Annotated in this window: 23 protein-coding genes; all 23 read right to left on the bottom strand. The window is 39.1% G+C overall.

The window, feature by feature from the left end; genetic code table 11:
• Positions 1-18 precede the first annotated feature (18 nt).
• Complete coding sequence (rplF, locus tag CZ225_RS03555; protein WP_077152993.1) at positions 19-588, bottom strand: 50S ribosomal protein L6; 570 nt, start codon at positions 586-588, stop codon at positions 19-21.
• A 16-nt stretch (positions 589-604) separates the two neighbouring features.
• Entirely contained in the window at positions 605-1,000 is a 396-nt protein-coding gene (gene rpsH, locus CZ225_RS03550; RefSeq protein ID WP_004296336.1) for a 30S ribosomal protein S8, read from the bottom strand.
• A gap of 52 nt (positions 1,001-1,052) precedes the next feature.
• Entirely contained in the window at positions 1,053-1,352 is a 300-nt protein-coding gene (gene rpsN / locus CZ225_RS03545; protein ID WP_077152992.1) for a 30S ribosomal protein S14, read from the bottom strand.
• Positions 1,353-1,357: 5 nt separating this feature from the next.
• Entirely contained in the window at positions 1,358-1,915 is a 558-nt protein-coding gene (rplE, locus tag CZ225_RS03540; RefSeq protein WP_077152991.1) for a 50S ribosomal protein L5, read from the bottom strand.
• On the bottom strand, positions 1,915-2,244 hold the full coding sequence (gene rplX / locus CZ225_RS03535; protein ID WP_025075454.1) for a 50S ribosomal protein L24: 330 nt from the start codon (positions 2,242-2,244) through the stop codon (positions 1,915-1,917). Before rplX ends, rplE begins: the two co-directional genes overlap by 1 nt.
• Before the next feature lie 19 nt (positions 2,245-2,263).
• A complete protein-coding gene (gene rplN, locus CZ225_RS03530; RefSeq protein ID WP_004296340.1) occupies positions 2,264-2,629 on the bottom strand; it encodes a 50S ribosomal protein L14 in 366 nt (121 codons plus the stop codon).
• Between the two features lie 2 nt (positions 2,630-2,631).
• Complete coding sequence (gene rpsQ, locus CZ225_RS03525) at positions 2,632-2,901, bottom strand: 30S ribosomal protein S17 (protein ID WP_005675432.1); 270 nt, start codon at positions 2,899-2,901, stop codon at positions 2,632-2,634.
• The gene (rpmC, locus tag CZ225_RS03520) at positions 2,898-3,095 is read right to left on the bottom strand and encodes a 50S ribosomal protein L29 (protein WP_008762039.1); all 198 of its coding nucleotides are present in this window, start codon (positions 3,093-3,095) and stop codon (positions 2,898-2,900) included. The genes rpsQ and rpmC overlap by 4 nt, the downstream gene beginning before the upstream one ends.
• A gap of 5 nt (positions 3,096-3,100) precedes the next feature.
• Positions 3,101-3,535, bottom strand: a complete 435-nt coding sequence (gene rplP, locus CZ225_RS03515) for a 50S ribosomal protein L16 (RefSeq protein WP_004291234.1) — start codon at positions 3,533-3,535, stop codon at positions 3,101-3,103.
• Between the two features lie 23 nt (positions 3,536-3,558).
• A complete protein-coding gene (gene rpsC, locus CZ225_RS03510) occupies positions 3,559-4,290 on the bottom strand; it encodes a 30S ribosomal protein S3 (protein ID WP_008762038.1) in 732 nt (243 codons plus the stop codon).
• A gap of 5 nt (positions 4,291-4,295) precedes the next feature.
• Positions 4,296-4,706 (bottom strand): 50S ribosomal protein L22, encoded by a 411-nt coding sequence (rplV, locus tag CZ225_RS03505; protein ID WP_025075458.1) that lies wholly within the window; start codon positions 4,704-4,706, stop codon positions 4,296-4,298.
• A 34-nt stretch (positions 4,707-4,740) separates the two neighbouring features.
• A complete protein-coding gene (rpsS, locus tag CZ225_RS03500) occupies positions 4,741-5,010 on the bottom strand; it encodes a 30S ribosomal protein S19 (RefSeq protein WP_004296345.1) in 270 nt (89 codons plus the stop codon).
• Between the two features lie 20 nt (positions 5,011-5,030).
• Entirely contained in the window at positions 5,031-5,855 is an 825-nt protein-coding gene (gene rplB, locus CZ225_RS03495; RefSeq protein WP_073350112.1) for a 50S ribosomal protein L2, read from the bottom strand.
• 5 nt (positions 5,856-5,860) lie between these two features.
• Entirely contained in the window at positions 5,861-6,151 is a 291-nt protein-coding gene (rplW, locus tag CZ225_RS03490) for a 50S ribosomal protein L23 (protein ID WP_073350110.1), read from the bottom strand.
• Between the two features lie 16 nt (positions 6,152-6,167).
• Positions 6,168-6,794: a 50S ribosomal protein L4 gene (rplD, locus tag CZ225_RS03485; protein WP_077152990.1), complete on the bottom strand. Its 627-nt coding sequence runs from the start codon at positions 6,792-6,794 to the stop codon at positions 6,168-6,170.
• Positions 6,794-7,411 carry a 50S ribosomal protein L3 gene (gene rplC / locus CZ225_RS03480; RefSeq protein ID WP_077152989.1) on the bottom strand — a complete coding sequence of 206 codons (618 nt, stop codon included), beginning with the start codon at positions 7,409-7,411 and terminating at the stop codon, positions 6,794-6,796. Before rplC ends, rplD begins: the two co-directional genes overlap by 1 nt.
• Positions 7,412-7,429: 18 nt before the next feature.
• A complete protein-coding gene (rpsJ, locus tag CZ225_RS03475; RefSeq protein ID WP_002558075.1) occupies positions 7,430-7,735 on the bottom strand; it encodes a 30S ribosomal protein S10 in 306 nt (101 codons plus the stop codon).
• 82 nt (positions 7,736-7,817) lie between these two features.
• Positions 7,818-9,935, bottom strand: coding sequence for an elongation factor G (gene fusA, locus CZ225_RS03470; protein WP_077152988.1), 2,118 nt, complete (start codon positions 9,933-9,935; stop codon positions 7,818-7,820).
• A 47-nt stretch (positions 9,936-9,982) separates the two neighbouring features.
• Positions 9,983-10,459 carry a 30S ribosomal protein S7 gene (gene rpsG, locus CZ225_RS03465; protein WP_025075462.1) on the bottom strand — a complete coding sequence of 159 codons (477 nt, stop codon included), beginning with the start codon at positions 10,457-10,459 and terminating at the stop codon, positions 9,983-9,985.
• Between the two features lie 144 nt (positions 10,460-10,603).
• Positions 10,604-11,011: a 30S ribosomal protein S12 gene (gene rpsL, locus CZ225_RS03460; protein WP_077152987.1), complete on the bottom strand. Its 408-nt coding sequence runs from the start codon at positions 11,009-11,011 to the stop codon at positions 10,604-10,606.
• 135 nt (positions 11,012-11,146) lie between these two features.
• Positions 11,147-11,455 carry a DUF3467 domain-containing protein gene (locus CZ225_RS03455; RefSeq protein WP_077152986.1) on the bottom strand — a complete coding sequence of 103 codons (309 nt, stop codon included), beginning with the start codon at positions 11,453-11,455 and terminating at the stop codon, positions 11,147-11,149.
• Positions 11,456-11,595: 140 nt separating this feature from the next.
• Positions 11,596-15,879, bottom strand: a complete 4,284-nt coding sequence (gene rpoC, locus CZ225_RS03450) for a DNA-directed RNA polymerase subunit beta' (protein WP_077152985.1) — start codon at positions 15,877-15,879, stop codon at positions 11,596-11,598.
• Positions 15,880-15,984: 105 nt separating this feature from the next.
• Positions 15,985-19,797 (bottom strand): DNA-directed RNA polymerase subunit beta, encoded by a 3,813-nt coding sequence (gene rpoB, locus CZ225_RS03445; RefSeq protein WP_077152984.1) that lies wholly within the window; start codon positions 19,795-19,797, stop codon positions 15,985-15,987.
• Positions 19,798-19,828 lie beyond the last annotated feature (31 nt).

The following is a 19,828-nucleotide window of genomic DNA, read 5'->3' as shown; positions in this document are numbered from 1 at the left end:
GTTCTAATTTTATATGAATTATTTAGCACCGGCTGATTTACCAGACTTTCTGCGAATAATTTCGCCAACAAACTTAATACCTTTACCTTTATATGGTTCAGGTTTACGGAAAGAACGTATTTTAGAGCAAACTTGACCAAGCAACTGTTTGTCACACGATTCTAATATAATAAGAGGGTTCTTATTTCTTTCAGACTTAGTTTCAACCTTCACCTCAGCAGGCAATTGAATGAAAATATTGTGTGTATAACCTAAAGCCAGTTCAATAATGTTACCTTGATTAGAAGCACGATAACCAACACCAACAAGTTCCAATTCTTTTTTATATCCTTCCGATACACCAACAACCATGTTGTGAATCAAAGAACGATATAATCCATGGAAAGCATGTTTCTGCTTTGGATTATCAATCATTTCTTTTTCATTTTCTGTTAAAATAACGTGTCCGTCTTCAATGGCAACATTGATTGCAGGATTCACATATTGGCTCATTTCGCCTTTCGGTCCCTTTACGGTAACCACATCATCCTTTAGAGTGACTGTCACTCCTGCAGGAATACTAATGGGTAATTTTCCTATTCTTGACATTGCTAATTCCTCCTAATTAATATACATAACACAAAACCTCACCACCGATCTTAAGTTCAGCAGCTTCTTTGTTAGTCATTACACCTTTGGAAGTAGATATTATAGCAATACCCAACCCATTAATAACACGCGGCATATCTTTATAACCAGTATACTTACGCATACCTGGAGAAGATATTCTTTCTAGTTTTTTGATTGCATTAACTTTGTTAACAGAATCATACTTCAAGGCAACTTTTATAGTTCCTTGAGGACCATCTTCTACAAACTTATAATTAAGAATGTAACCTTTCTCAAAAAGAATCTTAGTGATTTCTTTTTTCAAATTTGAAGCAGGAACTTCAACAACTCTGTGCTTTGCACCAATTGCGTTCCGTAACCTCGTCAAATAATCTGCTATTGGATCAGTCATATATAAATAAATTAAATTAATCAGGACTTCCCTGACAATATTTAAACAATAATCACCAGCTTGCTTTTTTTACGCCTGGAATCAGCCCGTTAGATGCCATCTCACGGAACTGAATTCTTGAAATTCCGAACTGACGGATATAACCTTTTGGACGACCAGTCAGTTTGCAACGGTTGTGCATACGAATCGGATTAGAATTCTTTGGCAACTCTTGCAATTTCTGTGCAGCTTCAAAAGCGTCAACAGGATTACCTGTTCTTATGATTTGCTTCAAAGCAGCTCTTTTTTCGGCGTATTTGGCTACTAATTTAGCACGCTTAACTTCACGTGCTTTCATTGATTCCTTTGCCATATCTATTAATCTTTTTTAGCGTTTTTAAAAGGTAAACCGAATTCCTTCAGTAATGCATAGCCTTCTTCATCTGTTTGCGCAGAAGTTACAAAGGTAATATTCATTCCGAGAATTCTTGTAATACTATCGATATTTATTTCAGGAAAAATGATTTGTTCCTGAATACCAAGGGTATAGTTACCTTTACCATCAAACTTGCTTTCAATACCTTTGAAGTCACGAATACGAGGAAGAGCTACACGAACCAATTTTTCCAAGAATTCGTACATTCTTTCACGACGTAAAGTAACCATCACACCAATCGGCATTTTCTTACGTAATTTAAAGTTAGCAATATCTTTACGAGAAATGGTAGCTACAGCTTTCTGACCTGTAATAGCCGTCATTTCATTGATTGCTACTTCAATAATCTTCTTATCGGCAACAGCCATACCTAAACCTTGATTGATGACAATCTTCTTAAGTACGGGTATCTGCATTGTAGAAGAATACTGGAACTGTGATTTCAATGCAGGTGCTATACGCTCTGCATATTCTTTCTTAAGACTAGCAGTATTACTCATTACTTAATCTCCTCTCCTGACTTTTTAGAATAACGCACTACAGTTCTTTTTCCATCCAAAGAACTAACTTTTCTCCCAATACGCGTTGCTTTACCTGTTTTTGGATCAACCGGGTTCAAATTTGAAATGTGGATAGAAGCTTCCTGCTTCACGATACCACCTTGCGGGTTCTTAGCACTTGGTTTTGTGCTCTTAGATACCATATTGATACCTTCAACGATTGCACGACCCTTACTAACAAGAACCTTCAATACACGACCAGTTTTGCCCTTATCTTCACCAGCATTTACGTAAACTGTATCGCCTTTTTTAATATGTAATTTACTCATTACTCAAATCTTTTACAAATTAAAGTACCTCAGGCGCAAGTGAAACAACTTTCATGTTTGTAGCACGAAGTTCTCTTGCTACAGGACCGAAAATACGACTTCCTCTAATTTCACCTGCATTATTCAGCAACACGCAAGCATTATCATCAAAACGTATATAAGAACCATCAGGACGACGAATTTCTTTCTTTGTACGTACAATCAAAGCCTTTGATACTGCACCTTTTTTAACATCACTAGAAGGGATAACACTCTTCACTGAAACTACAATGACATCCCCCACTGAAGCATAACGACGACCTGTACCACCCAAAACGCGGATACACAAAGCCTCTTTAGCTCCACTGTTATCACATACTGTAAGTCTGGATTCTACTTGTATCATAATTACTTAGCTCTTTCAATTATTTCTACTAATCTCCATCTTTTAGTCTTGCTCAAAGGACGAGTTTCCATAATGCGTACAGTATCACCGATATTGCATTCATTCTTTTCATCATGAGCATGGTACTTCTTCGTCTTACTAACGAACTTACCATATATAGGGTGTTTTTCCTTAAATTTAGAAGCAACTGTGATAGTTTTCTCCATCTTATTGCTCAATACAACCCCTGTTCTTTCCTTTCTTAAATTTCTTGCTTCCATCAAGCTGATCATTTATTGTTAAGTTCTCTCTGGCGTAACTCAGTTTTCATACGCGCAATAGTCCTGCGTAATTGTTTAATTTGAGCAGGATTTTCCAAAGGAGAAATAGAATGATTGATAACCATCTGGTTATAATTAGCTGTTTCTGCCTCTACTCTTTCTACTAAATCATTAGTAGTCATTTCTTTAATTTCTGCAATTTTCATAAACATTACGCATTTTGATTTTGAATATCATAATCACGTCTTACGACAAACTTCGTTGTGATAGGAAGCTTTTGAGCAGCTAAGCGCAATGCTTCTTTCGCAATTTCGTAAGATACTCCTTCAGCTTCAATAATGATTCTACCTGGAGTCACAGGAGCCACAAATCCTTCCGGAGCACCTTTACCTTTACCCATACGTACATCAGCAGGTTTTCTAGTGATCGGTTTATCCGGGAATATACGGATCCAGATCTGTCCTTGACGTTGCATATATCTTGTTACTGCAATACGAGCAGCTTCGATCTGACGGCCTGTAATCCACTTAGTCTCCAAAGCCTTTATGCCAAAAGAACCGAAGGCCAGTTGGTTACCTCTTTGGGCATTACCTTTCTGACGACCTTTCTGTTGTCTTCTGAATTTTGTCTTTTTCGGTTGTAACATAGTTTCCTAAAATTCAAATTCGTTTAGCGATTATTTTTCTTTCTTTTGAAGTTCTTTCCGCCGTTGTTTCCACCATTGTTTCCACGACCACTTTCTTTGCTTTGTGTAAAGTTCGGAGCTAATTCTTTCTTACCAAACACTTCACCTCTACAAATCCAAACTTTGATACCTAAAAGACCCACTTTAGTCAATGCTTCTGCATGACAGTAGTCGATATCCGCTCTGAAAGTGTGTAACGGAGTTCTTCCTTCTTTATACATTTCAGAACGAGCCATTTCAGCTCCATTCAAACGTCCTGAAATCTGAATTTTGATACCTTCAGCACCCATACGCATTGTATTTGCGATAGCCATCTTAATGGCACGGCGATAGGCAATTTTACCTTCAACTTGGCGAGCGATGTTATTAGCAACAATCACTGCATCAAGTTCAGGTCTTTTCACTTCAAAGATATTGATCTGAATATCTTTGTCGGTAACCTTCTTCAACTCTTCTTTTAACTTATCAACTTCTTGGCCACCTTTACCGATAATAATACCCGGGCGAGCAGTACAAACAGTAATAGTAACGAGCTTCAGCGTACGTTCAATTACGATTCTTGATACACTTGCCTTTGCAAGTCTTGCATTAAGATATTTACGGATTTTGCTATCTTCCAGCAAAGAATCTCCGTAATCATTTCCACCATACCAATTAGAATCCCATCCTCTGATAATTCCTAAACGGTTGCTTATTGGATTAACTTTTTGTCCCATCTACCTTAATTTTGATCTTCGTTATTACTTTTAGAACCAACGAACAATGTTACGTGATTTGAACGTTTGCGAATTCTGTAACCTCTACCCTGTGGTGCCGGTCTCATTCTTTTCAGAGTTGCGCCACCATCAACAAAAATCTTAGTTACATATAACTCTCCACTTTCTGCTTTACGTTCGTTTTTCTGCTCCCAGTTAGCAATTGCAGAGCGAAGCAATTTTTCCACTCTTGCAGCAGCTTCTTTTGAAGAAAACTTCAAAACACCAAGTGCTCTGTTCACTTCCATACCGCGAATCATATCTGCAACCAGACGCATCTTACGCGGAGAAGTAGGAACATTTTGCAATTTAGCAAAATACATGGTCTTAAGGGCTTCTTTTCTTTTTTCAGCCGATATTTTTTTTCTTGCTCCCATTATATTTATTACTTTATTATTTCAAATAATCCTGTTATCTCTTCTTGTTACCAGCGTGTCCTCTGAATGTACGAGTTGGAGCAAATTCGCCCAACTTGTGTCCTACCATATTCTCGGTAACATAAACAGGAATAAATTTATTTCCATTGTGAACTGCAACTGTATGGCCTACAAAATCAGGCGAAATCATTGAAGCTCTGGCCCAAGTCTTTACTACGACTTTCTTGCCCGATTCATTCATCGCAAGAATTCTCTTTTCAAGCTTTACGTTAATATATGGACCTTTTTTTAATGAACGACTCATAGTTTACTCAATTAATCAGATTACTTTTTTCTTCTCTCAATAATGTACTTAGACGACTGTTTCTTAGGAGCTCTAGTCTTAAGTCCCTTAGCATACAGTCCCTTACGAGATCTTGGGTGACCTCCGGAAGCTCGTCCTTCACCACCACCCATTGGATGATCAACCGGGTTCATTACAACACCACGGTTACGAGGACGACGTCCTTGCCAACGAGAACGTCCAGCCTTACCTGAACTTTCCAATCCATGATCCGAGTTACCAACACTACCGATAGTAGCTTTACATGTGCTAAGAATCTGTCTTACTTCACCTGAAGGTAATTTAATAACACAATATTTACCCTCGCGAGAAGTCAGCTGAGCAAAATTACCAGCTGATCTAACCAGAGCCGCGCCCTGTCCCGGACGTAATTCAATATTGTGAATTACAGTACCCACCGGTATGTTCTGAAGAGGAAGAGCATTACCAATCTCTGGTGCTGCGTTTTCACCTGACATCAAAGTCACACCAACTTGCAATCCATTGGGAGCAATAATATATCTTTTTTCTCCATCAGCATAAAACAACAAAGCAATACGAGCCGAACGATTCGGATCATATTCAATTGTCTTAACTACTGCTGGAACACCGTCTTTATTTCTCTTGAAATCGACAATTCTAATCACTTTTCTATGACCGCCACCAATGTAGCGCATAGTCATCTTACCTTCGTTGTTACGACCACCAGATGATTTTTTACCATATACAAGTGACTTTTCTGGTACTGATGCAGTAATTTCTTCGAAAGTACCAATAATTTTATGTCTTTGCCCCGGTGTAGTGGGCTTAAATTTACGTACTGCCATTTTTATTAAATATTGCTATAAAAATCAATAGTATCTCCTTCTTTCAATGTCACAATTGCCTTTTTGAAAGCATTTGTACGACCATTGATGATACCTGCTTTGGTATAACGGCTCTTATTTTTGCCAGCATACTTCACAGTATTCACATCAACTACAGTAACATTATAAAGAGCTTCAACTTCCTTCTTAATTTCCAGTTTGTTAGCTTCAGGACGCACAACAAAGCCGAAACGATTCAGCTTATCAGTGATTGCAGTCATTTTCTCTGTTACCAACGGTTTAATAATAATTCCCATTATTTAAGCCTCCTTTTTAAATTAAGATATTGTCAATAGCCTGCAAAGAGTTTTCTGTAAGCACAACAACCCCAGCATTCAATACTCTGTAAGTATTTAATCCTGAGACAGTCTGTACATTAGCACCCTCAATGTTACGAGCTGACAAATATACGTTTTTATTTGCTTCCGGTAAAATCACAAGTAGCTTTTTATCGGAAACTTTAAGATTTTTTGTCATTACAACGAAATCTTTTGTCTTAGGAGCTTCAAAAGTAAAGTCTTCTACGACAACAATTGCATTGTTTTGAGCTTTATAAGACAAAGCTGACTTACGAGCCAATGTCTTAACTTTTTTATTCAGCTTGAAGAAGTAGTCTCTTGGTTTTGGACCGAAAACACGAGCACCACCTACAAGTACCGGTGAATTCATATCACCACGACGTGCTCCACCACCGCCTTTTTGGCGACCAATTTTACGAGTTGAACCACTGATTTCGCTTCTTTCTTTTGACTTATGAGTACCCTGACGCTGATTAGCCATAAATTGTTTTACGTCCAAATAGATAGCGTGGTCGTTGGGCTCAATTCCGAAGATAGATTCGTTTAACGTAACCTTTCTCCCAGTGTCTTCACCTTTAATGTTATATACGTTAACTTCCATTATTTCTCAATTAAAACGATTGAACCTTTGCAACCCGGGATAGAACCTTTAACCAAAAGAAGGTTATGATCCGCGATTACTTTTAATACCTGCAAGTTTTGTATAGTGACTCTGTCGCCACCAAGTTGTCCACCCATACGCATACCTTTGAATACTTTTGCGGGGTAAGAACAAGCACCAATAGAACCCGGTTTACGAGCGCGGTTATGCTGACCATGAGTAGTCTGCCCTACACCACCAAAACCATGTCTTTTCACTACACCCTGAAAACCCTTACCCTTAGAAGTACCAACAACGTCTACAAAGCTAGCGTCATTGAACATCTCTACGGTAATGGTATCACCTAGATTTAATTCTGTTTCAAATTCTTTGAACTCAGCCAAGTGTCTCTTTGGTGTTACTCCAGCTCTTTTAAAGTGACCCATCAACGGTTTAGTTGTATGCTTTTCCTTTTTGTCTTGGAAACCCAACTGAACAGCTGCATAACCATCTTTTTCTACAGTTTTAACCTGAGTAACAACACAAGGACCTGCTTCGATAACAGTGCATGGTACATTCTTACCATCAGCACTGAAAACGGATGTCATTCCGATTTTTTTTCCTAATAATCCTGGCATTTCACTAATTTTTAATTATCAAACTTTAATTTCTACTTCTACACCACTTGGTAATTCCAACTTCATTAGAGCATCTACAGTTTTAGCTGTTGAGCTATAAATGTCGATCAATCTCTTGTAAGAAGAGAGTTCAAACTGTTCACGAGATTTCTTATTAACGAAAGTCGAACGGTTTACAGTAAAGATACGTTTATGCGTAGGTAGAGGGATTGGACCACTAACAATAGCACCTGTAGCCTTTACAGTTCTTACAATCTTCTCAGCCGATTTATCAACCAAGTTGTGGTCGTAAGATTTCAATTTAATTCTAATTTTCTGACTCATTATATTTTTTTAATTAAGATAGTTATAAATAAGATAAAGCGGCAGACTAAGAGTCATTCGCTAGTCTGCTGCCCTAGATATTTTAGAGTAAATCAGCACGTCCTTTTACTTCCTCCAATACAGCCTTAGCAATAGAAGAAGAGACCTGAGCGTGATGAGAATAAGTCATTGAAGAAGTTGCACGACCTGAAGTTATGGTACGCAATGCTGTTACATAACCAAACATTTCTGCCAATGGAACCATCGCTTTTACAATACGAGCGCCAGAGCGGCTTGATTCCATACCTTCAACCTGACCACGACGCTTATTCAAGTCACCGATTACATCACCCATATTTTCTTCTGGAGTTACAACCTCCAGTTTCATAATAGGTTCCATTAATACCGGACCTGCTTTAGCACATGCATTCTTATATGCCTGAATAGCACAGATTTCGAAAGACAACTGATCAGAGTCAACCGGATGGAATGAACCATCGATCAAAGTTACTTTCATTGAATCCAACGGATATCCAGCCAACACACCGTTCTTCATTGCGCTTGTGAAGCCTTTCTGAACTGAAGGAATAAATTCTTTAGGAATATTACCACCCTTCACTTCATCGATAAACTGCAATCCACCTTCTTTGAAATCTTCATCAACAGGACCGATCTTAACAATGATATCAGCAAACTTACCACGACCACCAGACTGTTTCTTATAAACTTCACGAAGATCAACTGTCTTAGTGATAGCTTCTTTATAATTAACCTGAGGTTTACCTTGGTTACATTCCACTTTAAATTCACGTTTCAAACGGTCAATAATGATATCCAAGTGCAACTCACCCATACCAGAGATTACAGTCTGTCCTGTTTGCTCATCAGTCTTAACTGTAAATGTCGGGTCTTCTTCAGCGAGCTTAGCCAAACCGTTAGACAATTTATCCATGTCTTTCTGAGTTTTAGGCTCAACTGCAATACCGATTACCGGTTCTGGGAAGTCCATAGACTCTAATACGATCGGAGCTGTTTCATCACAAAGCGTATCACCAGTATGAATATCTTTAAAACCTACACCTGCACCAATATCACCAGCACCGATTACTTCAACCGGATTCTGCTTGTTTGAATGCATCTGGAACAGACGAGAAACACGTTCTTTCTTACCAGAGCGAGAATTATAGATATAAGAACCAGCTTCAATCTTACCCGAATATACACGGAAGAAAGTCAAACGACCTACATAAGGGTCAGTAGCAATCTTAAATGCCAAAGCTGATGTTTTCTCATCATCACTCGGTTTACGATCTTCTTCTGCACCTGTATTCGGATTTGTACCAATCACATTCTCAGTATCCAATGGAGAAGGCAAGAAAGCACAAACATAGTCCAACAATGTCTGAACACCCTTATTCTTAAATGAAGAGCCACACAACATTGGTACAACTGCCATTTGAACTGTTGCATTACGGAGAGCTCTCAACACTTCTTCTTCTGTAATAGTAGAAGGATCGTCGAAATATTTCTCCATCAAAGCGTCGTCAAATTCAGCTACCTTTTCAAGCATTTTATCTCTCCATTCGTTTGCTTCATCAATAAGATTAGCAGGGATTTCTTCCACAGTATAATCAGCTCCCATTGTTTCATCATGCCAATAGATAGCTTTCATCTTAATCAAATCAACTAGACCTTTGAAAGTTTCTTCAGCACCAATAGGAATAACAATAGGACAAGGATTAGCACCCAAAACATCCTTCATCTGACGTACAACCTCAAAAAAGTCTGCACCAGAACGGTCCATTTTATTAACGTATGCGATACGCGGTACATTATATTTATCAGCTTGACGCCATACAGTTTCAGATTGTGGTTCTACACCACCAACTGCACAGTAAGCAGCAACAGCTCCATCAAGAATACGCAATGAGCGCTCTACCTCAGCGGTAAAATCCACGTGTCCCGGAGTGTCAATCAAGTTGATTTTATAAGTATCACCTGCATATTTCCATCTAGTTGTTGTAGCAGCAGATGTAATTGTAATACCACGTTCTTGTTCCTGTTCCATCCAGTCCATTGTAGCTGCGCCATCATGAACTTCACCAATCTTGTGAGTCAATCCAGTATAAAACAGAATACGTTCAGAAGTTGTAGTCTTACCAGCATCGATATGCGCCATGATACCGATATTGCGAGTCAAATGTAAATCATTTTTAGCCATTTCCTAATTCTTTTACTTCAAGTTTATAATTTATGCTTCTTACAGTATTAGAATCTGAAATGAGCGAATGCACGATTAGCTTCAGCCATTCTGTGCATATCTTCTTTACGTTTGAAAGCACCGCCTTGTTCATTAAATGCATCCATGATTTCAGCAGCTAATTTATCAGCCATAGATTTACCACCTCTTTTACGAGCATACAGAATCAAATTCTTCATAGATATCGATTCTTTACGATCTGGGCGAATTTCAGTAGGAACTTGGAAAGTAGCACCACCTACACGGCGAGATTTTACTTCCACTTGTGGAGTCACATTATCCAAAGCCTTTTTCCAGATTTCGAGAGCAGATTTTTCCTCATTAGGGAGTTTTGTTTTCACTGTTTCCAGAGCGGCATAAAAGATTTCATAAGATGTATTCTTCTTACCATCATACATCAAATGGTTTACAAACTTAGAAACCTTTTGGTCATTAAACACAGGATCCGGAAGGATAACGCGTTTTTTTGGTTTTGCTTTTCTCATTTGTTTGAAAAATAATGTTTTTGTTCTTGGTTGTCTACTTCTTGACTTCTTCAATTCTCCCACCGGAGAATTTACTCAACCTTTAGCATCTCCAACAAACTAAAACGTAAATTATTACTTTAAATTTTAATTAGGTTTTAATCCTTATTTTTTCTTCTTAGCTGTTGCAGCTTGTTGCCCTGGCTTAGGACGCTTAGCTCCATACTTAGAACGTCTTTGAGTACGACCTGCAACGCCTGCTGTATCTAGCGTACCACGTACAATGTGATAACGTACACCTGGAAGGTCTTTCACACGACCACCGCGTACTAATACAATAGAGTGTTCTTGCAAGTTATGTCCTTCACCCGGAATGTATGAGTTTACTTCTTTTTGGTTAGTTAAACGCACACGAGCTACTTTACGCATTGCAGAGTTCGGTTTTTTCGGAGTAGTAGTATATACTCTCACGCAAACGCCACGTCTTTGAGGACATGAATCTAAGGCTGGAGATTTACTTTTCTCCACCAGCACTTCGCGTCCTTTTCTTACTAATTGCTGAATTGTAGGCATTTTAATTGTTTTTTGATTTATATTATTGTTATATTAATTTCGTAACTATACATTTTGGGCTGCAAAAATACGAATAATATTTGAATTTTCAATGCGCTACATCTTTTTTTTATTTTTTAATACTTCGTATATTCCTCATGCTTCGCCTTTTATACCATTCAAAGGAGGTAAGGGTGCTCCATCAGAAGTTCTTATCGAACCAAACACATGTTCATATTTTGCTATATTATCTTCTAAAGCACGCAACAATCGTTTCGCATGTTCAGGTGCTAATATTATACGAGACTGAACACCAGCTTTCGGTATTCCAGGCATTACACGTACGAAATCAAGAATAAATTCGGAACTTGAGTGAGTAATAATAGCTAGATTAGCGTAGGTTCCCTGAGCTATTTCCTCTTTTAGCTCAATCTGTAACTGACCATCGTTAGTTTGTTCTTCCATATTAAATGTGATTAAAAGTTTCTCTGCAAAATAACACAAATTTCCTGAGACAATAGCACATTAGAATAAAAAGAAATAAAAAAGGAGTAACTGCCAATTATGACAATCACTCCTTTTTACATATAATCAATTGATTTGTATTATTCTACTTCATTGTAGTCAAGCACCGTTTTTTTGTTTGCCAAAATACGGTCATACTCCTCTTTTGATCCAACAATGATTTTTTCAAACTCACGCTGCCCTGTACCTGCAGGAATTAAGTGACCACAAATTACATTTTCTTTCATGCCTTCGAGTTTATCAATCTTACCGTTGATAGCAGCCTCATTCAACACCTTCGTAGTTTCCTGGAAAGATGCAGCAGACATGAAACTTGAAGTCTGTAATGCAGCACGAGTAATTCCTTGAAGAATCTGGGTAGATGTAGCAGCAACGGCGTCACGAACATCAACCGGACGTAAGTCACGACGTTTCAACATACTATTCTCATCACGCAATTTACGAGCGGTCACAATCTGACCAGGTTGCAAATTCTGAGAATCTCCCGCATCTACTACCACTTTCTTACCCCAAATACGATCATTTTCCTCCATGAATTCCAGCTTATCTACCACTTGTTGTTCCAAGAAACGAGTATCACCCGGTTCATCAATCTGTACTTTGCGCATCATCTGGCGAACTATGATTTCGAAGTGCTTATCATTGATCTTCACCCCCTGCAAACGATATACATCTTGAACTTCATTCACAATATATTCCTGTACAGCCGTAGGACCTTTAATTGCCAAGATGTCTGCCGGAGTAATAGCACCATCAGATAATGGAGTACCAGCACGCACATAGTCATTCTCCTGCACCAGTATCTGTTTAGACAACGCAACCAGATACTTTTTCACCTCACCGGTTTTGGAAGTTACAATGATTTCACGATTACCACGTTTGATCTTGCCCATAGTAACCTCACCGTCAATTTCAGAAACAACAGCGGGATTCGAAGGATTACGAGCCTCAAACAACTCAGTAACACGCGGAAGACCACCTGTGATATCACCCGCTTTACCAACAGCACGCGGAATCTTCACGATAACTTCACCAGCTTTTACTTTTTGTCCGTTCTCAACAATAACGTGCCCACCAACCGGTAAGTTATAGGTACGGATCAAATCACCATCTTCAGTCAGGATATGAGCTGAAGGAACCTTTGTCTTATCTTTAGATTCAATAATAATAATCTCACGAAGACCAGTTGCTTCATCAGATTCGATCTTATAAGTTACGTTCTCAATAACACCTTCGAACTCTATCTTACCAGTAGCTTCAGTGATAATAACAGCATTGAACGGGTCCCACTTAGCAATCAATTTACCCTTTTCTACCAAATCACCATCAGATACATATAATGTTGAACCATAAGGCACATTGTGCGTAGAAAGGACAATACCTGTATTTACATCTACGAAGCGTACTTCAGCCAAACGACCGACTACTACTTTTGCAGATTCGCCCATTTCATCTACAATATCTACTGTACGAAGTTCTTCAAACTCCAAACGAGCATTGTTCTTAGCAACAATACTAGCATTTGCTGCAATATTCGCAGCCGTACCACCAGCATGGAATGTACGCAATGTCAACTGTGTACCCGGCTCGCCAATAGATTGAGCAGCGATCACACCAACAGCTTCACCCTTCTGAACCATTTGGCTCGTAGCTAAATTACGTCCGTAACATTTAGCACAAACACCCTTCTTAGCTTCACAAGTTAATACCGAACGGATTTCAACACTTTCAATTGGAGAATCCTGAATCTTCTTTGCTATTTCTTCTGTAATTTCTTCACCACCAGCAACAAGAAGTTCACCTGTAGTAGGATGAATTATATCATGCACGGAAACACGTCCCAAAATACGTTCGAACAAAGTAGCAATAACTTCATCGTTATTCTTTAAATCTGTGCAAACCAATCCACGAAGAGTACCACAGTCTTCTTCTGTAATAATCACATCGTGAGATACATCTACCAGACGACGAGTCAAATATCCAGCATCAGCAGTCTTCAACGCTGTATCAGCCAAACCTTTACGAGCTCCGTGAGTAGAAATAAAGTATTCCAACACGGACAATCCTTCTTTAAAGTTTGACAAGATAGGGTTTTCAATGATCTGACCACCTTCAGCACCAGCTTTTTGCGGTTTAGCCATCAAGCCACGCATACCTGACAACTGACGAATCTGTTCTTTAGAACCACGAGCACCAGAATCAAGCATCATATATACGGAGTTGAATCCTTGATCATCTGAAGAAATAGTCTTCATTAAGATATTAGATAACTCTGAATTAACATGCGTCCAGATATCAATCACTTGATTATAACGTTCATTATTAGTAATGAAACCCATGTTGTAGTTGTTTACAACCTGCTCAACTTCATCATAACCCTTCTGTACCAATGCTTCTTTCTCTTTTGGAATAATGATATCACCCAAGTTGAATGACAAACCACCTTTGAAGGCCATCTGATAACCTAAATTTTTAATTCCATCCAAGAAATCAGCAGCTTTTGCAACACCACAAACCTTAATTACATTACTAATAATATCGCGCAATGATTTCTTAGAAATGATCTCGTTGATATATCCAGCTTCAGGCGGAACAATCTCATTCACAATGACACGTCCTACAGAAGTCTCGCGCATTACATCTATAATGTTACCATTTTCATCAAGGTCTTTCACAATAACTTTCACAGGAGCATGAATATCCACTCTGCCTTCATTATATGCGATCAACGCTTCCTCCGGTCCATAGAATGTCAAACCTTCGCCTTTCGCACCAGCACGCAATTTGGTAATATAATACAAACCAAGAACCATATCCTGCGCAGGCACAGTAATAGGTGCACCATTTGCCGGGTTCAAAATATTATGCGATTGAAGCATCAACATCTGAGCTTCAAGAACAGCTTCATTACTCAAAGGCAAATGAACAGCCATCTGGTCACCGTCGAAGTCAGCATTAAATGCCGTACATGCCAACGGGTGTAATTGAATAGCCTTACCCTCAATCATTCTTGGTTGGAATGCCTGAATACCCAAACGGTGCAAAGTCGGAGCACGGTTCAATAACACCGGATGACCTTTCATTACGTGTTCAAGAATATCCCAGATCACTGGCTCTTTACGATCTACAATTTTCTTTGCAGACTTAACAGTCTTCACAATACCGCGTTCGATCAATTTACGAATAATAAACGGCTTGTACAACTCAGCTGCCATCAATTTCGGAATACCGCATTCACCCATTTTTAATTCCGGACCAACAACGATAACCGAACGTGCAGAATAATCGACACGTTTACCCAACAAGTTCTGACGGAAGCGTCCTTGCTTACCTTTCAAACTATCGGACAAAGACTTCAAAGGACGATTAGCATCTGTCTTAACTGCACTTGATTTACGTGAATTATCGAATAATGAATCTACAGATTCCTGAAGCATACGTTTTTCATTACGCAAAATGACTTCTGGAGCCTTAATTTCAATTAAACGTTTCAAACGATTATTACGAATAATTACACGACGATAAAGGTCATTCAAGTCAGAGGTAGCAAAACGACCACCATCTAACGGTACTAACGGACGAAGTTCAGGAGGGATAACCGGTACAATACGTACAATCATCCATTCTGGTTTATTACGCCCACGTGAAGAACGGAAAGATTCTACTACTTGAAGACGTTTCAAAGCTTCATTCTTTCGTTGCTGTGAAGCATCATTACTTGCACGATGACGAAGTTCGTAAGACAAAGCATCCAAATCCAAATGAGCCAGCAAATCATAGATAGCTTCAGCTCCCATCTTAGCAATAAACTTATTCGGATCGTTATCCTCAAGATATTGATTATCTTTTGGAAGAGTATCCAGAATATCCAGATATTCTTCTTCAGAAAGCAAATCATATTCAGCTATACCATCTTCGGCTTTTACACCCGGCTGAATGACAACATAACGTTCGTAATATATAATAGAATCCAACTTCTTTGTCGGCAATCCAAGCAAATAACCGATTTTATTCGGAAGTGAACGGAAGTACCAAATGTGTGCAACAGGCACCACCAACTGTATATGTCCCATACGTTCACGACGTACTTTCTTCTCTGTAACTTCCACACCACAACGGTCGCAGACGATACCTTTATAACGGATACGTTTGTACTTACCGCAATGACATTCATAATCCTTGATAGGACCGAAGATACGCTCGCAAAACAACCCGTCACGTTCAGGTTTATACGTACGGTAATTAATGGTTTCAGGCTTCAAAACTTCACCACTCGAATTCTCTAGGATTTCTTCCGGAGAAGCCAGACCTATTGAGATCTTCGAGAAATTACTTTTTGTCTTATTTTCTTTTCTAAAAGCCATACTCTATATAATTGAGATTTTGATAATTGAATCTTTGGAAAATGAAGAGCGAGCAAATGCCAACACGCCATCAGCGGCATATTGGCATCTGCAATCTTCTATTATTTATTCTAGGTTGATACTCAAACCTAAACCTCTCAACTCATGCAACAATACGTTCAGAGATTCCGGAATACCCGGCTGTGGCATCGGTTCTCCCTTCACAATTGCTTCATACGCCTTTGAACGTCCTACGACATCATCAGACTTAATTGTTAAGATTTCCTGCAAGATATGAGCTGCGCCGAAACCTTCGAGTGCCCAAACCTCCATTTCTCCGAAACGCTGACCACCAAATTGAGCCTTACCACCAAGAGGTTGCTGAGTAATCAATGAATACGGACCAATAGAACGAGCGTGCATCTTATCTTCAACCATGTGACCTAATTTCAGCATATAAGTCACACCGACAGTTGCCGGTTGGTCGAACTGTTCACCAGTACCACCATCACAAAGATAAGTCTTACAATAGCGAGGCAATCCCGCTTTATCTGTCCACTCATTCAAGTCATCCATAGTAGCACCGTCAAAAATAGGAGTTGCAAACTTAACACCTAATGTTTTTCCTGCACGTCCCAATACAGCCTCGAAAATCTGTCCAATGTTCATACGTGAAGGCACACCTAACGGATTCAATACAATATCAACCGGAGTACCATCTGCCAAGAATGGCATATCCTCCTGGCGTACAACACGAGATACAATACCTTTATTACCGTGGCGACCAGCCATCTTATCACCTACACCGATCTTACGTTTCTTAGCAATATATACTTTAGCCATCTGAATGATACCTGCAGGAAGCTCGTCACCAATAGTAAGAGCAAACTTCTTACGCTTCAATTCGGCATCCAATTCTTTATATTTCTTGATGAAGTTCATCACCAAATCGCGAATCATGTTATTAGCATGATCATCATTGGTCCAATTACTCAACTGGATAGAAGTGAAATCAAGAGAATCAAAATCAGAAGCACTAAACTTAGCACCTTTAGCTATAACTTCTGCTCCCAAATAATCTTTCACTCCCTGAGAAACCTTACCTTCAGTCAGAGTCATCAACTTCTTAACCAAAATACGTTTCAAGTCAGCAACTTTAGATTCGAACTCATCATCAATCTTAGGCAATAATGCTTTATCAGCCAATTTCGAACTACGATTCTTGATTACGCGTGAGAATAACTTCTTATCAATTACTACACCTTTCAAAGAAGGAGAAGCCTTCAAAGAAGCATCTTTCACATCACCAGCTTTATCACCAAAGATTGCACGAAGCAATTTTTCTTCCGGTGATGGATCAGATTCACCTTTCGGAGTAATCTTACCGATCATGATATCACCTGGTTCGATACGAGCACCAATTCTAACGATACCATTTTCATCAAGATCTTTAGTTGCTTCTTCGCTAACATTAGGAATATCAGAAGTCAGTTCCTCCATACCACGTTTTGTTTCACGAACTTCCAATGAATATTCTTCAACATGAACAGAAGTTAATAAATCTTCACGTACCACGCGCTCGTTCAACACAATAGCATCCTCATAGTTATATCCCTTCCAAGGCATATAAGCTACCAATAGGTTCTTACCCAAAGCTAACTCACCATTTTCAGTGGAATAACCTTCCGTTAAGATATCACCTTTCTTCACACGCTGACCTTTGGTACAAATCGGACGCAAATCAATCGTCATGTTCTGGTTAGTCTTACGGAACTTCGGAATTCTGTATTCTTTCAACGCAGGCTCAAAACTTACAAACTCTTCATCTTCTGTACGATCATACAAAATACGAATAGTAGTAGCATCAACGAAATCAATAATACCATCTCCTTCAGCAGTTATCTGTGTACGAGAATCTCTTACTAACTGACGTTCAATACCTGTACCCACAATCGGAGCTTCACTTCTCAACAAAGGAACAGCCTGACGCATCATGTTTGATCCCATCAATGCACGGTTAGCATCATCATGTTCAAGGAATGGAATTAAAGAAGCCGCAATTGATGCAATTTGCTGAGGAGAAACATCCATCAGATCAACCTCCGACGGTTCCACAACCGGAAAATCTGCATCCTTACGAGATTTAACTTTATTACGTATAAACGTTCCATCATCATTCAACGGAGCATTACCCTGCGCAATAACTTTATCCTCTTCTTCTTCAGCTGTCAGATAAATCAACCCATTATCTGAAAGATCCACCTTTCCATTATCTACCTTACGGTATGGGGTTTCAATGAATCCCAGATCATTAATCTTAGCAAATACACATAATGAAGAAATCAAACCAATATTCGGACCTTCAGGAGTCTCAATCGGACAAAGACGACCATAGTGTGTATAGTGAACGTCACGAACCTCAAAGCCGGCACGTTCACGAGACAAACCACCAGGACCTAGTGCAGACATACGGCGCTTGTGCGTAATTTCAGCCAACGGGTTTGTCTGATCCATAAACTGAGACAATGCATTCGTTCCGAAGAAAGAGTTGATTACAGAAGAAATAGTCTTCGCATTAATCAAATCAATCGGAGTAAACACTTCATTATCGCGAACGTTCATACGCTCACGAATCGTTCGAGACATACGAGCCAGACCTACAGCAAACTGATTAGATAGCTGTTCACCTACGGTACGTACACGACGATTACTCAAGTGGTCAATATCATCTACATCTGCTTTTGAGTTAATCAACTCAATCAGATATTTGATAATTTCAATAATATCTTCCTTAGTCAGGACGCGCACATCCATATCAGTCGTTAGATTCAACTTCTTATTGATTCTATAACGCCCCACATCACCAAGGTCATATCGTTTTTCAGAGAAGAACAAGTTATTAATAACCTCACGAGCACTTGCATCATCAGCCGGGTCAGCATTACGCAACTGACGGTAAATGTACAATACAGCTTCTTTTTCCGAGTTACTCGGGTCCTTCTGCAAAGTATTATATATGATAGAGAAATCAGATTGGTTCGGCTCATCCTTATGTAAAAGAATATTCTGAACACCCGATTCTAAAATTTCATCAATATGCTCCTCGTCCAGAACGGTTTCACGATCAATAATAACTTCGTTACGTTCGATTGAAACCACTTCACCGGTATCTTCATCAACGAAATCTTCAATCCATGTTTTCAAGACACGTGCAGCCAACTTACGACCAAGCACTTTCTTCAGATTTGTCTTGTTCACCTTTACATCTTCTGCAAGGTTAAAAATCTCAAGAATATCTTTATCATTTTCGAAACCAATAGCGCGCAACAGAGTTGTAACTGGCAACTTCTTCTTACGGTCGATGTATGCATACATCACATTATTGATGTCAGTAGCAAACTCAATCCACGAACCTTTAAACGGAATAATACGGGCCGAATAAAGTTTCGTACCATTGGCATGTACACTCTGACCGAAGAATACACCCGGAGAACGGTGAAGCTGCGACACAACTACACGTTCGGCACCGTTAATGACAAAAGTAGCTTTGTCAGTCATATAAGGGATCGGGCCGAGGAATACGTCCTGAATTACTGTATCAAAATCCTCATGATCGGGATCTGTACAGTAAAGCTTAAGTTTCGCTTTTAAAGGAACACTATAAGTGAGCCCACGCTCTATACAATCGTCGATGGTATAACGCGGCGGATCAATATAATAATCCAAAAACTCAAGAACAAAATTGTTTCTTGTATCGGCAATAGGGAAGTTTTCAGCAAATACTTTATACAAACCCTCATTCTTACGCTTTTCAGGTGGGGTATCTAATTGTAGAAAGTCTTGGAATGACTTCAATTGTACTTCCAGAAAATCCGGGTATTCAAGCGGATTCTTAGTCGAAGCAAAATTAACTCTTTGATTTACAGTATTTGAAGACATCTGTCAATGAATTTGGAGAACTTAATTTTAA

It is taken from the genome of Bacteroides bouchesdurhonensis (assembly GCF_900155865.1).
Lineage (GTDB): Bacteria > Bacteroidota > Bacteroidia > Bacteroidales > Bacteroidaceae > Bacteroides > Bacteroides bouchesdurhonensis.
Note: the sequence above shows the minus strand (reverse complement) of the source record. Positions and strands in the feature narration are given on the sequence as shown.

Bases quoted from the DNA above. Each gene is read 5' to 3' on its own strand.
- rplF (WP_077152993.1), bottom strand. From the start codon at position 588: ATGTCAAGAATAGGAAAATTACCCATTAGTATTCCTGCAGGAGTGACA.
- rpsH (WP_004296336.1), bottom strand. From the start codon at position 1,000: ATGACTGATCCAATAGCAGATTATTTGACGAGGTTACGGAACGCAATT.
- rpsN (WP_077152992.1), bottom strand. From the start codon at position 1,352: ATGGCAAAGGAATCAATGAAAGCACGTGAAGTTAAGCGTGCTAAATTA.
- rplE (WP_077152991.1), bottom strand. From the start codon at position 1,915: ATGAGTAATACTGCTAGTCTTAAGAAAGAATATGCAGAGCGTATAGCA.
- rplX (WP_025075454.1), bottom strand. From the start codon at position 2,244: ATGAGTAAATTACATATTAAAAAAGGCGATACAGTTTACGTAAATGCT.
- rplN (WP_004296340.1), bottom strand. From the start codon at position 2,629: ATGATACAAGTAGAATCCAGACTTACAGTATGTGATAACAGTGGAGCT.
- rpsQ (WP_005675432.1), bottom strand. From the start codon at position 2,901: ATGATCAGCTTGATGGAAGCAAGAAATTTAAGAAAGGAAAGAACAGGG.
- rpmC (WP_008762039.1), bottom strand. From the start codon at position 3,095: ATGAAAATTGCAGAAATTAAAGAAATGACTACTAATGATTTAGTAGAA.
- rplP (WP_004291234.1), bottom strand. From the start codon at position 3,535: ATGTTACAACCGAAAAAGACAAAATTCAGAAGACAACAGAAAGGTCGT.
- rpsC (WP_008762038.1), bottom strand. From the start codon at position 4,290: ATGGGACAAAAAGTTAATCCAATAAGCAACCGTTTAGGAATTATCAGA.
- rplV (WP_025075458.1), bottom strand. From the start codon at position 4,706: ATGGGAGCAAGAAAAAAAATATCGGCTGAAAAAAGAAAAGAAGCCCTT.
- rpsS (WP_004296345.1), bottom strand. From the start codon at position 5,010: ATGAGTCGTTCATTAAAAAAAGGTCCATATATTAACGTAAAGCTTGAA.
- rplB (WP_073350112.1), bottom strand. From the start codon at position 5,855: ATGGCAGTACGTAAATTTAAGCCCACTACACCGGGGCAAAGACATAAA.
- rplW (WP_073350110.1), bottom strand. From the start codon at position 6,151: ATGGGAATTATTATTAAACCGTTGGTAACAGAGAAAATGACTGCAATC.
- rplD (WP_077152990.1), bottom strand. From the start codon at position 6,794: ATGGAAGTTAACGTATATAACATTAAAGGTGAAGACACTGGGAGAAAG.
- rplC (WP_077152989.1), bottom strand. From the start codon at position 7,411: ATGCCAGGATTATTAGGAAAAAAAATCGGAATGACATCCGTTTTCAGT.
- rpsJ (WP_002558075.1), bottom strand. From the start codon at position 7,735: ATGAGTCAGAAAATTAGAATTAAATTGAAATCTTACGACCACAACTTG.
- fusA (WP_077152988.1), bottom strand. From the start codon at position 9,935: ATGGCTAAAAATGATTTACATTTGACTCGCAATATCGGTATCATGGCG.
- rpsG (WP_025075462.1), bottom strand. From the start codon at position 10,459: ATGAGAAAAGCAAAACCAAAAAAACGCGTTATCCTTCCGGATCCTGTG.
- rpsL (WP_077152987.1), bottom strand. From the start codon at position 11,011: ATGCCTACAATTCAGCAATTAGTAAGAAAAGGACGCGAAGTGCTGGTG.
- CZ225_RS03455 (WP_077152986.1), bottom strand. From the start codon at position 11,455: ATGGAAGAACAAACTAACGATGGTCAGTTACAGATTGAGCTAAAAGAG.
- rpoC (WP_077152985.1), bottom strand. From the start codon at position 15,879: ATGGCTTTTAGAAAAGAAAATAAGACAAAAAGTAATTTCTCGAAGATC.
- rpoB (WP_077152984.1), bottom strand. From the start codon at position 19,797: ATGTCTTCAAATACTGTAAATCAAAGAGTTAATTTTGCTTCGACTAAG.